Origin of the sequence: Paenibacillus sp. FSL H7-0716 (assembly GCF_038002705.1) — a bacterium.
GTDB classification, from domain to species: Bacteria; Bacillota; Bacilli; order Paenibacillales; family Paenibacillaceae; genus Paenibacillus_AQ; species Paenibacillus_AQ odorifer.
The window spans coordinates 1-16,856 of the sequence record NZ_JBBODA010000038.1 but is presented as its reverse complement, the minus strand read 5'-3'; the positions used below and the strand labels follow the sequence as shown (position 1 = coordinate 16,856).

General features: G+C 42.3%; 14 protein-coding genes and 1 pseudogene. 6 read left to right on the top strand and 9 right to left on the bottom strand.

Features of this window, described 5'->3' with window-relative positions:
• Window positions 1–178: 178 nt before the first annotated feature.
• The 7 genes from MHH60_RS28540 to MHH60_RS28510 all read right to left on the bottom strand — a co-directional run bounded on the left by MHH60_RS28540 (window position 179) and on the right by MHH60_RS28510 (window position 6,285).
• Window positions 179–733, bottom strand: a complete 555-nt coding sequence (locus MHH60_RS28540) for a class I SAM-dependent methyltransferase (protein WP_081383878.1) — start codon at window positions 731–733, stop codon at window positions 179–181.
• A 6-nt stretch (window positions 734–739) separates the two neighbouring features.
• Window positions 740–1,774: a sensor histidine kinase gene (locus MHH60_RS28535; protein WP_143761240.1), complete on the bottom strand. Its 1,035-nt coding sequence runs from the start codon at window positions 1,772–1,774 to the stop codon at window positions 740–742.
• Window positions 1,775–1,829: 55 nt separating this feature from the next.
• Window positions 1,830–2,510 carry a response regulator transcription factor gene (locus MHH60_RS28530; RefSeq protein WP_076134113.1) on the bottom strand — a complete coding sequence of 227 codons (681 nt, stop codon included), beginning with the start codon at window positions 2,508–2,510 and terminating at the stop codon, window positions 1,830–1,832.
• A 31-nt stretch (window positions 2,511–2,541) separates the two neighbouring features.
• Window positions 2,542–3,105 (bottom strand): class I SAM-dependent methyltransferase, encoded by a 564-nt coding sequence (locus tag MHH60_RS28525; protein ID WP_076134114.1) that lies wholly within the window; start codon window positions 3,103–3,105, stop codon window positions 2,542–2,544.
• A gap of 30 nt (window positions 3,106–3,135) precedes the next feature.
• Window positions 3,136–3,633 carry a DedA family protein gene (locus MHH60_RS28520; RefSeq protein WP_076134115.1) on the bottom strand — a complete coding sequence of 166 codons (498 nt, stop codon included), beginning with the start codon at window positions 3,631–3,633 and terminating at the stop codon, window positions 3,136–3,138.
• A 196-nt stretch (window positions 3,634–3,829) separates the two neighbouring features.
• A complete protein-coding gene (locus MHH60_RS28515; protein ID WP_076134116.1) occupies window positions 3,830–4,627 on the bottom strand; it encodes a sulfite exporter TauE/SafE family protein in 798 nt (265 codons plus the stop codon).
• Window positions 4,628–4,671: 44 nt separating this feature from the next.
• Entirely contained in the window at window positions 4,672–6,285 is a 1,614-nt protein-coding gene (locus MHH60_RS28510) for a carboxylesterase family protein (RefSeq protein WP_076134117.1), read from the bottom strand.
• A 135-nt stretch (window positions 6,286–6,420) separates the two neighbouring features.
• On the opposite strand from MHH60_RS28510, the gene MHH60_RS28505 reads away from it, so the two are divergent.
• Entirely contained in the window at window positions 6,421–7,332 is a 912-nt protein-coding gene (locus MHH60_RS28505; RefSeq protein ID WP_076134118.1) for a LysR family transcriptional regulator, read from the top strand.
• Between the two features lie 20 nt (window positions 7,333–7,352).
• Here MHH60_RS28505 and MHH60_RS28500 read toward each other — a convergent pair whose 3' ends face one another.
• Both MHH60_RS28500 and MHH60_RS28495 read right to left on the bottom strand, forming a co-directional pair.
• On the bottom strand, window positions 7,353–7,946 hold the full coding sequence (locus tag MHH60_RS28500; RefSeq protein WP_076134119.1) for a YdeI/OmpD-associated family protein: 594 nt from the start codon (window positions 7,944–7,946) through the stop codon (window positions 7,353–7,355).
• Window positions 7,947–8,035: 89 nt separating this feature from the next.
• Entirely contained in the window at window positions 8,036–9,004 is a 969-nt protein-coding gene (locus MHH60_RS28495; RefSeq protein ID WP_076134120.1) for a LacI family DNA-binding transcriptional regulator, read from the bottom strand.
• Between the two features lie 112 nt (window positions 9,005–9,116).
• Here MHH60_RS28495 and MHH60_RS28490 point away from each other — a divergent pair, with 112 nt between their 5' ends.
• From MHH60_RS28490 to MHH60_RS28470, 5 genes and pseudogenes are all read left to right on the top strand, one after another.
• On the top strand, window positions 9,117–10,529 hold the full coding sequence (locus tag MHH60_RS28490; protein ID WP_076134121.1) for a glycoside hydrolase family 1 protein: 1,413 nt from the start codon (window positions 9,117–9,119) through the stop codon (window positions 10,527–10,529).
• A gap of 283 nt (window positions 10,530–10,812) precedes the next feature.
• Window positions 10,813–12,657, top strand: coding sequence for a beta-glucoside-specific PTS transporter subunit IIABC (locus MHH60_RS28485; protein WP_076134122.1), 1,845 nt, complete (start codon window positions 10,813–10,815; stop codon window positions 12,655–12,657).
• A gap of 130 nt (window positions 12,658–12,787) precedes the next feature.
• A pseudogene (licT, locus tag MHH60_RS28480) lies at window positions 12,788–13,627 on the top strand (BglG family transcription antiterminator LicT).
• A 149-nt stretch (window positions 13,628–13,776) separates the two neighbouring features.
• Window positions 13,777–14,799, top strand: coding sequence for an ABC transporter substrate-binding protein (locus MHH60_RS28475; RefSeq protein WP_076134123.1), 1,023 nt, complete (start codon window positions 13,777–13,779; stop codon window positions 14,797–14,799).
• 8 nt (window positions 14,800–14,807) lie between these two features.
• The coding region (locus tag MHH60_RS28470; RefSeq protein WP_341161183.1) for an iron ABC transporter permease at window positions 14,808–16,856 on the top strand (2,049 nt) is incomplete at its 3' end.

Genomic DNA, 16,856 nt, shown 5'->3' with positions numbered 1-16,856 from the left:
TATCACCGTTTGGAACGTAGTTTTTCACAGTAAATCCCGTCCTGATGATCAAGATAATCTTGATCATCAGGACTTTTTTATAATCCTGCAACAGTATTGGCTGCATATTGGCCTGGTCATTTCCATTCTCAATACTTATATATTCTTTAGAAATTACTATTTTTCGAATATTCATATGTCATTCTTTTTTACGACAAATATATACGAATGTTGGAGGAAAAGTGTAAGGCACAAATTCAATTTTCTCAATAAGTAGTTGTTTAGCCCATCTTTTTTTCATGTGCAGCGAGTGCTGATATGCAACTAAAATTCCGCCTGGTTTAAGTGACTTAACAATCTGATGTAGGATTTTGTCACGCATTTCACTTGAAAAATTAAAAAATGGTAATCCGCAAATTATGCAATCTAACTCACGGATGCCTTCCTGATTCAATTTCTTGAGTAAGTAGCTGGCGTTGGAATGGAAAATGCATTCCGGATAAATTGCTTTTAAGTGTTCTCTCATTTTTTTATTCCGCTCAAACAAAAGCACTTTTGTAGAATTCTTTAATTGTGATGTCATGAGACGTGTAATAGCACCTGTACCAGCTCCAAGCTCTGCAACGGCATTTACATTATGCCATTGTACAGACTGAACTATTTTATCGGCTAATAATGGCGAACTGGGTAGAATATTTCCTACCCGCTTTGGATCTTTGAGGAAGCCTTGTAAGAAAAGTAAGTATTCAGACATAATCAATTAGTAATCCTCTCCGAAAGGCAATCTCAGTTGGAATGTGAAGACGTCATGAGTGTGTTTAAGCGTTAAAGTACCCTTGTGCAACTCAGCAATATTCCTAGCTATCGAAAGACCAAGTCCTGCCCCGGTTTGAATTCCCTGACTTTTTCTTGAGTGGTCAACCTTATAAAATCGTTCAAATAGACGGTTTTCTTGATCCTGTGAGAGGGGAGTCCCTTTATTTTCAATCTCAATGGTACAGTGTTCAGAATCGGTTGTCATTCGTATGCTAATGCTTCCCGGGCTGATGGAATATTTTAAGGCGTTCATAAGTAGATTATCTATGGCTCTGGCTATTTTCTCACTGTCGATTAAGGTGATGATTGGACTCTTATCTATATCTTTTATAAGGTGGACATTGTTTTCTTGAGCGATCGGTTCGAATTCGAATAGCAATTGATTCAAAAGCTGCGACAAATCGATTCTCTCCAGATTTAAACGGGAGTCAGCCGAATTAAGTCGGGTATATTCAAACAAATCATCGAGGAGTTTCTTCAAATGAAGCGCCTTGTTATAGGTGTTTTGAATAAAACGTGTATATTCTTTTTTATCTTGGTACGATTCTGTACGTAAAAGCTCAATATACCCGATAATACTTGTAAGAGGGGTGCGTAAGTCGTGTGAAATCCCCGTGATCATCTCCATCTTGGATTTTTCTATTTCGCGTTCCTTGATGATCTGTTGCTCTAAGCGCTCTGCCATCCGGTTGATGTTCAAAGCCACCAGTCCTAGTTCATCTTGGCGAACAACATTTACCCGATAACTCAAATCACCTTCGGATATAATTTGAAGTCCTTGTTCCAGCGCAATTAAATCTTTGACGATTCGCCGGGTCAATGTAAAAAATGTAATAACGAAAATAATGAAAAACATCGGAGTAAGAAGGTAGGCAAGAAAATTGAACACCCAATCCAATTTTGTTGCATTTCCAAAATGAAAGAACAAGATGCTAAGTGAGGTATTTATCGCAATGGTAATTATGAAACTCAACACCATCCTGATTAAAATATTGGACTGAATGCGTTTATTTATTTGTAGATTTCGTATGGTTTTAATCAACTTTGTAACCAACTCCCCAGACTGTCTTAATATACAGAGGTTCTCTTGGATTTTCCTCTAATTTTTCTCTTAAGTTACGAATATGAACCATTACGGTATTGTCAGAATATCCGTAAGGCTCTTTCCATACACTCTCGTAAATTTGCTCCGAACTATAAACTTGCCCAGGCCGGCTTGCAAGCAGGGTTAAAATCGCAAACTCTAGCGGAGTTAATGAAACTTCAATTCCATTTAACTTTACGGAATGTTTATTTTTATCTATGATTAGGTTTTTAATTATAAGCAGAGAGTTGAATTCTTCCTTTCCAATTAAGGACTGGCGCCGTAACTGAGCTTTTACACGGGCCAGTAGTTCCAGTGGATTAAACGGTTTGATCATGTAATCATCTGCCCCGGTAGTTAGACCTGTGATTTTATCAATGTCCTCTTGCTTGGCTGAGAGCATAATAATTGGGATATTTGATATTGCCCTAATTTTGAGACAGGCTGTGATACCATCCATTTGAGGCATCATCACATCCAGGATAACCAGTTGAATGGGTGTTGTTTGTATTGTACTCAACGCCTCTTGACCATCTGCGGCTTCAAGCACTTGGTAACCTTCATTCCTTAAGTAAACATGAATCACATCTCGAATTTCAGAATCATCATCTGCAACAAGAATTGTATTCAATGGACGCTGCCCCTCTTCTATATTTATTTTATTATGTTTCCCTTTTACGACAGACGTAGACGAAAGCGGGAGGGAAATTAAATGGCACATATTTTATTGTATCAATATTAAAATATTCGGAGAGCTGCTTCTTCATTTGAAGTGAATACTGAAAGGCGATAAATAATCCCTCAGGTTTAAGGGATTGGTAGATCTGTTCAACCAATGTACTTCTTAATTCGGGCTCAAAATTGAAAAAGGGCAGCCCACTAAAAATACAATCTAACTGATGAATATGTGAACTCTTAATTGTTTCTACTAAACTAGCAGCATTATGATAACAGGAAAAGTCCGGATAGCTTGTCTTTAGGTTATTCCTCATGGTTTTATCCATCTCAAATAGTAACACTTTCGTTGTACTAGTTACCTTAGTATTGATTACACGGGTGATTGCACCCGTACCTGATCCAAGTTCAGCGACTGCTTTAACTTTATGCCAAGGGGCTTGGTTAACCATGCTGTGTGCCAGAAACCGGGAACTCGGGGTAACACTGCCTACCTGTTTTGGATCATGAATAAAACTTCTTAGAAATAAGAGTTTTTCATTGAAGCTCATTTGGAATTCCTCCATAATTTTAGAATTAATTTAGATGTTTATTAATTTTGATAGGATGTGATCTCCAAAGTATGTTCCTACAAAAAAGAACAGTAAGGTCCAACTTAAAGCACTGGGATATGAAATAAGGGCGAATCGTTTATAGCTTGTACCGCTGAGCCCGATCAACATGGGAATGATGTAACGTACAACTGGAATAAACATGCCGATATACATAGCTGTACGCCCACGTTTTTTTAGAATCTGCTCTGCTTTTTTAAAATGTCTATTAGCTTCAAATTTGCACTTCAGCTTTTGTCCAAAGTATTTACCTGCAAAGTAGGCAACCGTAAAGGCCGTTAATAGCCCTGATAAAATGCAGAAATAAGTCATCCAGGAATTGATAATCCCCATGTGGCTTAGGGTAGCTCCAGTGAGAATTGTAATTTCATTAGGGATTGGAATTCCAAAAGGGCCTAACGTGAAAGCAAGATAAAAAATCAGATATCCATACTGATTGATTAGCTCTAAGATGGTATTACTGGCCAATATGCCGCCTCCTTCGCTTACTTCAATACAGAAATCTTAACTAAAAAAACTGAGGAATTAGGTGGGGGAATTCTAAAGAAATCCTGAAGGGACTTAAAATTCGATAGAATTAGACAAGTATCAGTCCCACAGTCACAATAAAAAAGTCCTGAGGATCAAGAAACTCTTGATCCATCAGGACTTTTTACATAATGGCTTACCCTTTCATCATCAAACGAAGCGAAACGATGATGAGAAAAACGGCTAATAGCTTTAGAAGCAGTTGGGCAGGGAGGCGTTTTGCCAGGCGTGCGCCAATTTGACCGCCGATAATTGCGCCAGGTGCTAGGGCTAACACCATAAACCATTCAACATTCAATAAAAAGGCATGTGTTGTGGTGCTTACGATAGCTGACAGGAAAATTTGAAGCATAGAAGTTGCAACAGCGATATGGGGGGCAAAGCCGAGAAGTAAGGTCATTGTCGGAACCATAAGACTCCCGCCGCCAATCCCAAATAGGCTTGCTACAAAGCCAACAAGAAAACTGATGAGTATGCCGGTAGGCATATGATAAGCATATTCGAAATGAGCACCGCTATTATCGGAAAAGCTTCGCTTCACGGTTGGTTTGAAAGGCCAATGGATGGGTTTGTTCGGCTTGAACAAGAGCAATAAAGCGACAAGGATTAAGAAAATCCCGAAGCTTACGAAAAACATTCTCCCGCCCATTTGCTTGGTAAAGAGTGCACCTATTACTGAACCCGGAATCGAAACGGCGGCAAAGGTGAGCGCTGCTTGATAATCGATTCTCTTCTGCTTTGCGTACACATAAGTGCTTGAGATGGAGTTGAAAAGCAGCATCGCCATTGATGTGCCAGCCAGATGTGAAGGCTCCATATCAGGAAAAAGGAAAGCCAACGCAGGCACAACGATGAACCCGCCGCCAAGTCCGACCAATGAACCGGAAATGCCAGCTGCTAGCCCGATGACTAAGAGCAGTAAGTAAGTTAGCACAACAGCATGTTCCTTCCTCTACGAGAATTCTACAATCATTTATCTTACCAGAAAAAACGTCCCGCAAATAAATTGTTTTTTAGCCAATTGCGCTGTTCTGCTGCTAAACGGGGATCATTGTCCATTTGGGACAGGATATCTTTTTTTACAAGTTTGCAGACGGATTGAACAATAGTTTGATCCTGGTTAGCATCTAACCAGAGAATTTCCGCAGACCGGGGATTAGGGGTGTATCGTTGCCAAGCAGGTTGTCCCTCAGTATTAGGATTACCGGTATATAGGAAATGCCGTAAATAGTCCCTCATTAGGGAAGAGAGCATGTTACGCCCAGGCTCGTTATGCTCGGAAATTACATCTGCAGGAAATCTTTCCTGGACACCGGAAAAGTCACCTGTATAGAAGGGGATGTCTGCACCATGCGGGGCACCTATAAGAAAACGGATGTAAGGATCGATCACTCCGTCTCTTAACCCCCAGGCGAACCGGTAAGCATAAATGGGCATCGCTGGGATCGCGCTTAATAATATCTCTGTAGTCTGCTCTACATTAAATTCTGCATACAGATCGCTCCCGTATTGGACTGCTGCTTCATAGAGCTTCTTTTCTTCCATATTTCCGGCTAACTCTTCCTTTTGCACTAGGGAGAAGAAATGAGTATCCCCTAAAGTGAACTCGGAGAATTCGCTGGCAGTGCTGCCAAGGATGATCGGCAGGGAAGGGTGATCGAGGTTATTTAGATTGTCGAAGCCACCAATAGGAATGACCGTGCCATCTTCGATCAAATGGGGAAAAGCAGCCATCTGAAGCCCCGTCTCACGAATGATTTCGACAAAGTGAAAGGCATTCTGACGATATAGGAAGTCGGAAATCTTATCCGCAGATTGTGTGGAAATCCATTCTCTTGTTTCATCTTGAGTGCTGACCGTTCCTGTTTTTATTAATAACTCTGTTAAAATGTCATCTGCTTTTTCTTCGCTTTGCTCCGTAACAGCCGTTGTTAAACCTCCGCTCATAATAAAGAGCTTATGAAAGAGCCCTCTGCCCAGCGGTGAAAGGTAAGCAGCTAATGCATTTCTTGCACCTGCAGACTGGCCCCCTAGTGTTATATTCCCTGGATTCCCCCCAAAGCAAACAATGTTTTTGTGCAGCCACTTTAGCGCATGAAGAACATCGAGGAGACCGTAATTTCCTGAGTCATCCAAGGGGTCCCCGGTTCGGAGTGAGGGATGCCGGAAAAATCCCATTGCTCCTAAACGGTAGTTCACTGTAACCACTATACTATTTGTCTTACACGCCAATTCTCCACCTTGAAAATCCCGTCCTGAACCCCCAATATTTCCGCCGCCGTGGAGGAAGACGAATACGGGTAAGCCTGCCTCGGTATGATCCGGTCGCCAAATATTCAAAAAGAGGCAATCTTCACTGCCGTCAGGTTCCCCTTGAATGAATTGGACACTGTTATTCTTGAAATCGCTTGCAGGAAATACACCTGTCCAAGCTTCTATCTCACGTGGTGCCTTCCATCTGAGCTTATGTATGGGGGGTTCCGCATAAGGAATCCCTAACCATGCGATCGCCCCAAGTTCTGGCAGACGTATGCCCTTAAGCTGACCGCTGGAGACTGTAATAATTTCTTCCATTGGTTCTCGTGTGCTCATTTATAGTTCCCCTTTCTCCTGCAGATTCTTATGTATTTTTAATTCTCTTTATTATAGTGTTCTGCTATGATGATGAAAAATATATTATTATATATAAAATACATAACTCTAAGGTTATAGAAGAGGGTGGTTTCGTTGGATTTACTTTCGCTTCGGTACTTTCAAACGGTTGCAAAGCTTGAGAATATGACCCGGGCAGCCGAAATACTCCAAATCTCACAGCCTGCTATAAGTAAAATGATCAAAAATCTTGAGGACGAATTAAACGTCAAATTGTTTGATCGCACAGGAAAATACATTCGATTAAATGAATATGGGAAGCGGTTTCTTGTAAAAGTTGATTCAGCCCTACAAACGTTAGAGGAGGGGAAAACAGAGCTATTGGACTTGTCTGAGAGACCGACAGGAACTGTGGTGATTTTTATCCAAGCGGGTTCCTATTTGCTTCCGGATATGATCACATTATTTCGTCAGAAGTACCCGGAAGCTCAATTCAAGCTATTGCAGCAGGATCAGGAGATCTCACGTTATCCGGCTTTTGATTTGTGTATTTCTTCTACTCCGCTTAAGATTCCAGGAACAGCGTCCACACCGGTATTAACGGAAGAAATCATGCTGGCGGTTCCTAATGAGCACAGGCTCGCAACCCGTAAAAGTGTACGTCTGAATGAACTCGCGGAAGACGGCTTTATTAGTTTGAAAATAGGCAAGCAGCTGCGTGAAACGACGGATTCTCTCTGTCACGCCGCCGGATTTGCTCCGCGTATCATTTATGAATGCGATGAGCCTTCGATGGTACGCAGTCTAGTCCGTTCGGGACTAGGGGTTTCTTTTATCCCCGCTGTAACTTGGGGTGGTTCTCAAGGATCCTCAGTGGTACTTCTTCCCATTGAAGAACCCATAAGTACCCGCACCATTGAAATCTCATGGTATACCAACCGGTACATGACTAATGTCGCTAAAAAGTTCAAGGCCTTTGTTGAGGATTATTACAAGCAGTTAAAAGAAGACAAATTAAAAAAAGAGCCAATAAACCCTAAGGCTTAATTGACTCATTGTCAGCAACGCTAATCATTTAAACCCTTACCCTCAAGGATTTGCGGGATGAATTTTTCAATTCGTGATACGCGGGTTTTGGATTGTTTGGCTTGAGAAAAATGATAAATATATGCGTTTTGCCGTCCAGGCGTTAAGGCTTCAAAAGCAGTTTTTAAGCCAGGAAGTTCAGTGAATTTGTTCTTAAGCTCTTCAGGAATGAGGTAATCCTCTTTCTTTTTTAATTCGACTTCCAAACCCGCTTTTTCAACTTCTATGGCATTTTGAATGTAGGCTTTCAGAACAGCTTCCATTTCAACGATTTGTTGCACATTCGTAAACCGAATTTGGCGCGCTGCCTGCACATTTTCTGTTTGTTGAATTAGAATCCCATTGGGATCTTGTAACAAGGCACCTTTGTGAAAGAGAAGCGCACAATATTCTTTAAATCCATGAATTAATACTATGTTTTTATCATCAAATGTGTAACATGGATGCATCCACTTATAATCTTCGGTCAGCTCGCAATCAAGCACGATCGTTCTCAACTGCTCATATTCTTCCCGCCATTGTTTCGCTTTACTTAAGAATTTATCAACCCTAGGATTCAATACTTTATTTGTCATAAAAAACACCCGTCTTCATCATAATTTTCAATACAATTTTACTGTTTTTTTATGGAATGTACAGTCGTAATCTTCTGAGAATGGGCAACCTATGTTGTCTCCCGTTTGATCAGTTGGAACGATAGGGGCTGCAGCTCCATATCCAGTCCTAGCAGGGTTGGAGCCAGCAGAAGAAAGGCGTTCTCCGCCTGTCCCGCAATCGGATTCCGAACAGTGGTAATTCCGAGCGTCTGCGACAGCTCCGAATTATCAAAACCAATGATGGCTAGATCATGGGGCACATCCAGCTGCTGTCTACGCGCTTCGCTCAGAACGCCCACCGCAACCAAATCATTGGAGCACAGAATAGCATCCGGCTGATCGGGTTGTCCAATTAGGGTTCGCACCAATTGCTCTCCGTCACGGATTCCATAAATCGTGGAGTAATACCATTTCTCAACGATGGGAAGATTATATTTGGCCATGATTTGCTCATAAGCTAGTCGTCTACTCTGGGTATTTATGCTGCTTGGGCGGCCAAAAGCATTAGCGATACGCGTATAACCCCGCTCTATTAAATGCTCTAGAGCGAGTGCATATCCGTCATATTGGTTCATGGCAACTGACGGGATTTCAGGATGGTCCATACGTTGCCAAGACACAATCGGGCCGTATTTGCAGTAGGAAGTTATGACATTTTTATCGTTAACAGCGGTCAGAATAAGCAGAGCGTCGACTCTTTTTTGTTTGAGATCCTCAAAGGCCTGAAGTTCCTTTTGCTTATCACCGCCGGTGGTATAAATAATCGTCTGATACCCGTAACGGCCGGAAATTTCGACGAAGCTGTTCATGAAGCACAAAATAAGCTCGTTGAGGTCTAAGGTAATCATGCCGATTTGCTGGGTTTGGCCTTTGGATAAAGATATGGCATTCCGATTGGGAACATAGTCCGTCTCTTTCATAATGGCGAGAATTTTCTCCCTAGTTTCCTTGCTGACATGGGGAGAATCGTTCAGGACTCGGGATACCGTAGCTTTGGAAAAGCCCGACAGCTTAGCAATTTCGTCAAGTGTGGACATCGGCTTATCTCCTTTGCAAGATTAATCCTTGACATGTAACGCGTTCCAAGGTTTAGGATTCGGATTAGAGCAGTAAACCTATACTATCACAATAGCAAAGGCGGGAAGAAATATGAACTTACAATTTCCAGAAGGATTCCTATGGGGTGGGGCTGTAGCCGCTAACCAGCTTGAAGGGGCATATCAGGATGATGGCAAAGGCTGGTCTACTCAAGATGTCATGCCGCATGGCATTAAGTCTGCGCCTACAGAAGTTCCTACCGACGATAACATGAAGTTGATTGGTATCGATTTCTATCACCGATATAAAGAAGATATTAAGCTGTTTGCGGAAATGGGCTTTAAAGTATTCCGGACGTCTATTGCCTGGTCCCGGATTTTTCCGAAAGGGGACGAGCTGGAGCCGAATGAACAAGGCTTGCAGTTCTACGACGACCTGTTCGATGAGTGTCATAAATACGGCATTGAGCCGCTAGTTACGATCTCCCATTATGAGACTCCGCTACATTTGGCACGAGAGTATGATGGATGGGTCAACCGTAAAATGGTGGATTTTTATGAGCGTTATGTGAGAACGATCTTTAATCGTTACAAGAACAAGGTTAAATACTGGCTGACCTTCAACGAGATCAATTCTATCCTAGAGTTCCCATTTATGAGTGGCGGAATCAATACTCCATTGGAGAAATTGAGTAAGCAGGATCTGTATCAGGCCATTCACCATGAGTTCATTGCAAGTGCTTTGGCGGTAAAAATCGGTCATGAGATCAATCCTGATTTTAAAATAGGCTGTATGGTACTGAGCATGCCAATTTATCCGCTCACTCCGCATCCGGACGATTTGATCAAGGTGATGCAAAGCGATCACAAAAATATGTTTTTTGCGGATGTTCATAGCAGAGGTTATTATCCAGGATATATGAAACGGTTCTTTAAGGAACATGGAATTCACATTCATTTCGAGCCAGGGGACGAAGAAATTCTGAAGCATACCGTGGATTTCATATCGTTCAGTTACTATATGAGCACATGTGAAACGGCTGATCCGGAGAAACAGATCAGAGGAGAAGGAAACCTGCTGGGCGGGGTGCCGAATCCGTATCTGGAAGCGAGCGAATGGGGTTGGCAGATCGATCCGCAGGGCTTGCGTTATGTGATGAATATGTTCTATGACCGATACCAAAAACCGCTGTTTATTGTGGAAAATGGCCTTGGCGCCGTCGATCAGCTGGTTGTAGACGGGAACGGTGAGAAGATAGTAAACGACGATTACCGGATCAATTATTTGCGAGATCATTTGGTTCAAGTAGCGGAAGCTATTGCCGATGGCGTGGAAGTTATGGGATACACAAGCTGGGGTTGCATCGACTTGGTTAGCGCAACAAGCGCCGAGCTGAAGAAACGTTATGGTTTCATTTATGTAGATCGTCATGATGATGGTTCAGGTACACTGGACAGATACCGTAAGAAGTCCTTCCACTGGTACAAAGAAGTAATTGAGTCTAACGGACAAAGCCTGTTCTAATAAAAAAAGTCCTGATAATCAAGTTATTCTTGATCTATCAGGGCCTTTTTTTGTTATCCAATATTATACAGACCTTGGTTTATTGTTGACATCATTAATTGAACATGTTAATTTGTAAATAATAAATTAATCGGATATCAGGATTGCTACTGCATAGCAGGCAAAACCTAAGTTTCATTTATGATTACGGGGATAATCTCTCTCGTACATAGATGTGATTTAGGTTTTTTTGTGTTCCCTGATATCCGTAATTAATTGATCTGTTACAAAGGGGTGTATAAAAATGAGTTATGAACAGCTAAGTAAAGACATTATCCAATCTGTCGGTGGGGAGAAAAATATTAACAATGTGATTCATTGTGCCACGCGACTAAGATTCACACTTAACGATGAGCAAAAAGCTGATAAAGAAAATTTGGAGAAAATGAAAGGGATTATTGGGGTAGTTAGCAAAGGGGGGCAATTTCAAGTTATAGTGGGTACCCATGTTGCTGATGTGTATAAAGAAATTGCCAAATCCATATCCCCTAACAGTGACTCTGGCGAGAACAAGGTAAAGAAACCTATAGGGACTTTGATTTTTGATGTTATTTCCAGAAGCTTTTCGCCTCTGATTGGTGCTTTAGCAGGTGCGGGTATGTTGAAAGCGCTATTAACCGTACTTGCTTCGTTACATGTTCTAAGTGCGGATAGTGAAACTTACAAAGTATTAGCCGGCGCTAGTAATGCCGTGTTTTATTTTCTACCCATTTTCTTAGGAATTACGTTATCGATTAGGTTGGGTGTGAATGCTTATGTGGGTGGTAGTATCGGTGCGGCCTTACTTGAGCCTAATATTACGGGATTAGCAAGTGTTGAATCTCCACATTTTTTAGGTATTCCTTTAGTAATTTCGGACTATTCATCAAGCGTATTTCCGATTTTTATCGCCATCTGTATATACGCTTTATTGGATAAGCAGCTAAGAAAGTTTATACACAAGGATTTGCAGATGTTCTTAGTCCCTATGATATGTTTGATTGTGATTGTACCGTTAACTATTTTAGCGTTCGGACCGTTTGGCGTGAATGTAGGGAATTTAATTGGAGACGCTATTTTGTTCCTCAGTACGAAAAGCGGTATTGTTACGGGAGCAATTGTGGGAATAGCTTGGACGTATTTGACTGTGCTCGGATTGCACTGGGGACTTGTGCCAATTATTCTTGAGAACATTGCTAAGGGTGGAGATCCGATATATGCAATGGCCGGCATGGCCATCTTCGCTCAGCTGGGTGTAGCGTTGGGGATCTTCCTGAAAACAAAGGACAAACAGTTGAAAACATTGGCCGGCAGTACATTTATACCAGGCGCGCTTTCAGGTGTAACAGAACCTATTATTTACGGATTGCTGACTCGTTACAAACGGACTTTCATTTATGTAACCATTGCCGGCGGAGTAGGTGGAGCACTTAGTGGTCTTTTCAAAGTGAAGATGGAAGTCTTCGCATTTGTCAGCGTATTAAGTCTTCCTGCATTCTCTCCGCTGGCCGTTCAAGCGATTATAGCAGGAGTGACCATTGTATTGGCTATGGTAATTACCATGGTATTTGGTTATGAAGATAAAAAGAAAGTGAATATTGTAGAAGAAAAAACGAATACTGAAAAAAGCGAAGTTATCCTCCCTCACGCCGTTAAAAGTTCAACCGTTGTAAGCCCTCTGGCTGGTAACGTAATCCCGTTAACCTCAGTAGATGATGCTGCCTTTGCTTCTGAAGCAATGGGCAAGGGGATTGCAATTGAACCCACAGAAGGTAAGCTTTATTCACCGGTAAGTGGAGTTGTATCCACTATTTTCAGAACAGGTCATTGTATTGCGGTAGTATCAGATGAGGGTGTTGAGGTCTTGATTCATATCGGTATAGAAACCGTGAAGCTAAAAGGTAAATACTTTGATGTGAAAGTGCAAGAAGGAGCAACAGTTAAACAGGGTGAGCTATTGATTGAGTTTGATTTTGAACAAATAAAAAATGAAGGTTATCAATGCACAACGCCGATAATTATTACCAATACGGCTAATTATAGTGATGTGATTGGTACCAATAAAACAGCTATTACACCGGGTGAAGATCTGCTGACTGTTGTAGTGTGATCTATTGAAGTGTCATAAGGTATGAATGGAATCGATCTCTTAGCACTGCTACTTAGAGATCGATTTTTTATTATAGAATACTATAAAAAAGTGCTAGCTTCGTAAAAATGAAAAGGTAAGGAGCTGTAATATGCGGATCGAAAAAGTGTTAAACAACAATGTTGTTACTGTCATAGATGACCAAAATTTTGAACTAGTAGTCATGGGAAGAGGACTGGCCTTTAAGAAAAAACGTTGAGACTTTTTAGAAGAAGATAAAATTGAAAAGATATTCACTTTAAGCAATCAAAAACTTTCAGATAAGCTAAAAACGCTGCTTTCCGAGATTCCAATCGAGCACATGGAGCTCTCAGAAGAGATTATCAACTTCGCCAAACTGCAGCTTGGTAAAATGTTGGATGACAGTATTTATGTTAGTCTGACAGATCATATCAGTTTTGCGCTGGAGAGATTCTCAAAAGGGATGAAGATTAAAAACGCCATGCTTTGGGAAATCAAAAAATTCTATAAAGAAGAATATGAGGTTGGGAAAGCTGCGCTTCAAATAATACATTCCAAGCTCGGAGTCAGACTTCCCGAAGATGAGGCTGGACATATTGCTCTCCATCTGGTGAATGCTGAACTAAATGAAGAGATGCCTAACATGGTGAATATCACCAAGATCATGAACGACATCCTAAATATCGTGAAGCGCCATTTTAGGCTAGAGTACGACGAGGAGTCCCTTGCTTATTACCGTTTTATCACTCATTTGAAATTTTTTGCACAACGTCTCATCAACGGTACTCCACCTCCTGATAATGAGAATGGTTTATTTATTTTGGTAAAGCAGCAGTATAGGGAAGCTTTCGCAAGCGTTGAGAAAATTAAAATCTATATTGATAAAACATACAATCGGGAGTTAACAAATGATGAAATGCTGTATCTGACCATACACATTGAAAGAATTACAAACCAGATCATGGAGTAGGTACGGTTAAACATTAAATTTTAACTTTGACTTTCGGGAGAATCACGTATAAGATTACTAATATGTTTTCTGTGATAATCATTATCAATAGATTGATAACTGTTATCATAGAATCAACTTCGAACGTTGAATCCAGGGGGATAAAGTAAATGCACAAAAGGTTAATTAGTTTATTTATGGTTGTTGCTATCATATTGGTCGTATCAGGCTGTGGTACTAACCAAAAGAATAATTCAACATCGAACGCGGGAGCAACTGACAAACCAGCTGCTGAAAACGCGGGTAGTGAATCTACAAGTGGTCCTATTGTATTAAAAGATTCTAAAGGCGAGATTACGCTGGACAAACCTGCGCAAAAAGTTGTGGTATTGGAATGGACCTTTACGGAGGATGTTATTGCACTGGGAGTGCAGCCAGTAGGTAACGCAGATAACGAAAACTATAAGCTGTATGTGACTTCTGAAGCACCACTTGATGCAAACGTGACTGATGTTGGTTCCCGTGACGAGCCAGATCTGGAGACAATTGCTTCATTAAAGCCTGATCTGATTATTGCCAATACGGGTGGGCATGAAGGAATTTATGATCAACTTAAAAGTATCGCTCCAACACTGATTTTCGGCCTGTATCCAAATGAAGGAGAAGGCAATCAGTACACGCTGATGGAAGATACTTTCAAAACGATTGCAGCGGCAGTAGGCAAAACAGCAGAAGCTGATAAGGTTCTTGCTGATTTGGATGCACATTATGCAGATGCAAAAGTAAAGCTGGCTGATGCAGGCAAAGAAGGCTTGAACTATGTACTGACACAAGCATACAGCTACCAGAATGCGGCAACGATGCGTCTTTTTACAGATAATTCACTTGCGGTACAAACTTTGGATCGGATCGGTCTGAAAAACGACTGGAAACCCGAAAATTTCGAAGTTTACGGATTCAGCACCTCTACAGTTGAAGCATTGCCTGCGGTTCAGGATACAAATCTGATCTATATCGTCCAAGAGGATGATAATATTTTCACGAAAGAACTGAAGGATAATTCCGTTTGGAATGGCCTTAATTTTGTGAAAGAGAATCGCACCTTCGGATTGAGCAGTACTACTTGGGTGTTCGGCGGCCCGATCTCCTCCAAAGTTATCGTGGATGAAGTTGTAAATACATTAACGAAATGAGTGCGGTTATGAACGAAAAGAGTAGCAAAGAAGCCTCTATCGGCATGAACTGGCGGATCATTGGAATATTTGGGGGCGGCTTTGCCGTCCTCTTCATTCTGTTCGTTTTAAGTTTAGGCTTTGGGGAAGCCAAGATCCCTGCAGCTACTGTTATAGATGGCTTACTGAATCGCCAAGATATAATGGAACATAATCTGCTCTGGGATATCCGCATGCCACGTACAGTTATTGGTCTGCTGGCCGGGGCTGCTCTGGCTGTGGCTGGGGCATTATTGCAAACTATAACGAAGAACCCGCTTGCTTCCTCAGATACACTTGGGATTAATGCCGGGGCATACTTTATGGTCGTGCTTGGTATGGTAGCTTTTCCTGCTTTGCAGCATGAGTTTCCATTTTTGCTCGCAGTTGCAGGGGGACTGCTTGCTGCTTTAGCCGCTTATTTATTGAGTGGAGGCAAGGCGGCCACACCTGTTCGGCTGGCTTTGTCAGGTATGATCGTCTCCATGGTGCTCGGAGCGTTTACATCGGCCATACATATTTTTAAAAGAACAGAAACACAAAATCTGTTTTTATGGGGTTCAGGTTCCCTAATCCAGTTGGATTGGGACGGTGTTATATATGCCTGGCCTTTTGTCGTAGTGCTGCTATTGGCAGCGATATTTGCCGGCAGACAATTTGATGCGCTGGAGCTCGATGAGTCAACCGCCCGTTCACTTGGACAGCGAGTAGGGTTAATTCGGGCGACAGGACTTGGCCTATCGGTATTAATGGCTGCGGTTGTAGTCAGCGTAGTTGGACCGATTGGCTTCGTCGGCTTAGTGGCTCCCCATCTCGTCAGACTTAGTGGGATTCGCAAGCATCGCCTGCTCATTCCTGCAAGCGCGTTGTGGGGAGCATTGCTCATCACGGCAGCGGATACGCTTGCGCGTGTAGTGCGAAGCAGTGTGGGTGAAATGCCTGTTGGTGCAGTTATGGCGATTATTGGAGCTCCGTGGCTCATTTGGCTGGTACTCACCAAGATGAAAAATATATCGGGCTCAGGCACTGGCCAATCATCGATGAGTATCGGTGGGGCGGGACTGCGTCTGCGCTTTGTGCCGACGGCTATATTTATGACCGTGCTGCTGATTGTTATTATCCTCGTAAGCTTATCGTTTGGGGGAACAAAAATACCGATCAGCGAATTGCTGAGCAGTCTGTTCCATAGGGGGGATCAATCCTATTCCGTCCTGCTGAATTTAAGACTTCCCCGTACACTCGTAGCGGCTGCAGGAGGGATCGCACTTGCAATCAGTGGTGTACTGATTCAAAGTGCTGTTCGAAATCCATTGGCAGATGCCTCTATTATTGGTGTGACCTCAGGGGCTGGCTTTGGTGCTTTGGCCGTAATGATCGTTTGGCCAGCCTTAACGGTATTCGCAGTTCCGCTTGCCGCAATCGTGGGTGGGGCACTGGCTGCAGCTTTTGTCTTTTCTATGGCTTGGCGCAGGTCCTTGAATCCATCGGTTCTGATCTTGCTTGGAATCGCAGTCTCTGCAATTGCCTCTGCGGGAATCCAGGTCATGATCGTCAAAGGAAGTTTATGGAGCAGTAGCTCCTTAATTTGGTTAACGGGTTCGACTTATGGACGAAGCTGGAATCAATTTTACATCTTATTTGTATTCCTGCTTGTACTTGTTCCGATTGCATACTATTTGGGTCGAAAATGCGATTTGTTGGCATTTGGTGACGAGAGTTCAACAGGATTGGGCTTGCCGGTTCGAGGAACGCGGCTTTGGGCTATGATTATCGGCGTTTTGCTTGCAGCGGGAGCCGTTGCAAGTGTGGGAACAATTGGCTTTCTCGGACTCATGGCGCCGCATGCGGTGCGGATGATGATTGGTCATCATACGAGACGCTCGATTGTTTTGTCAGGATTACTTGGCGGCTTGATGCTCGTCATTGCCGATACGCTCGGAAGAACCATAATGGCGCCGAAAGAAATCCCTTCAGGCCTTATTATTATGCTGATTGGGGCTCCGTATTTCTTGTTTCTAATGTACCGGTCACAGGTTAGA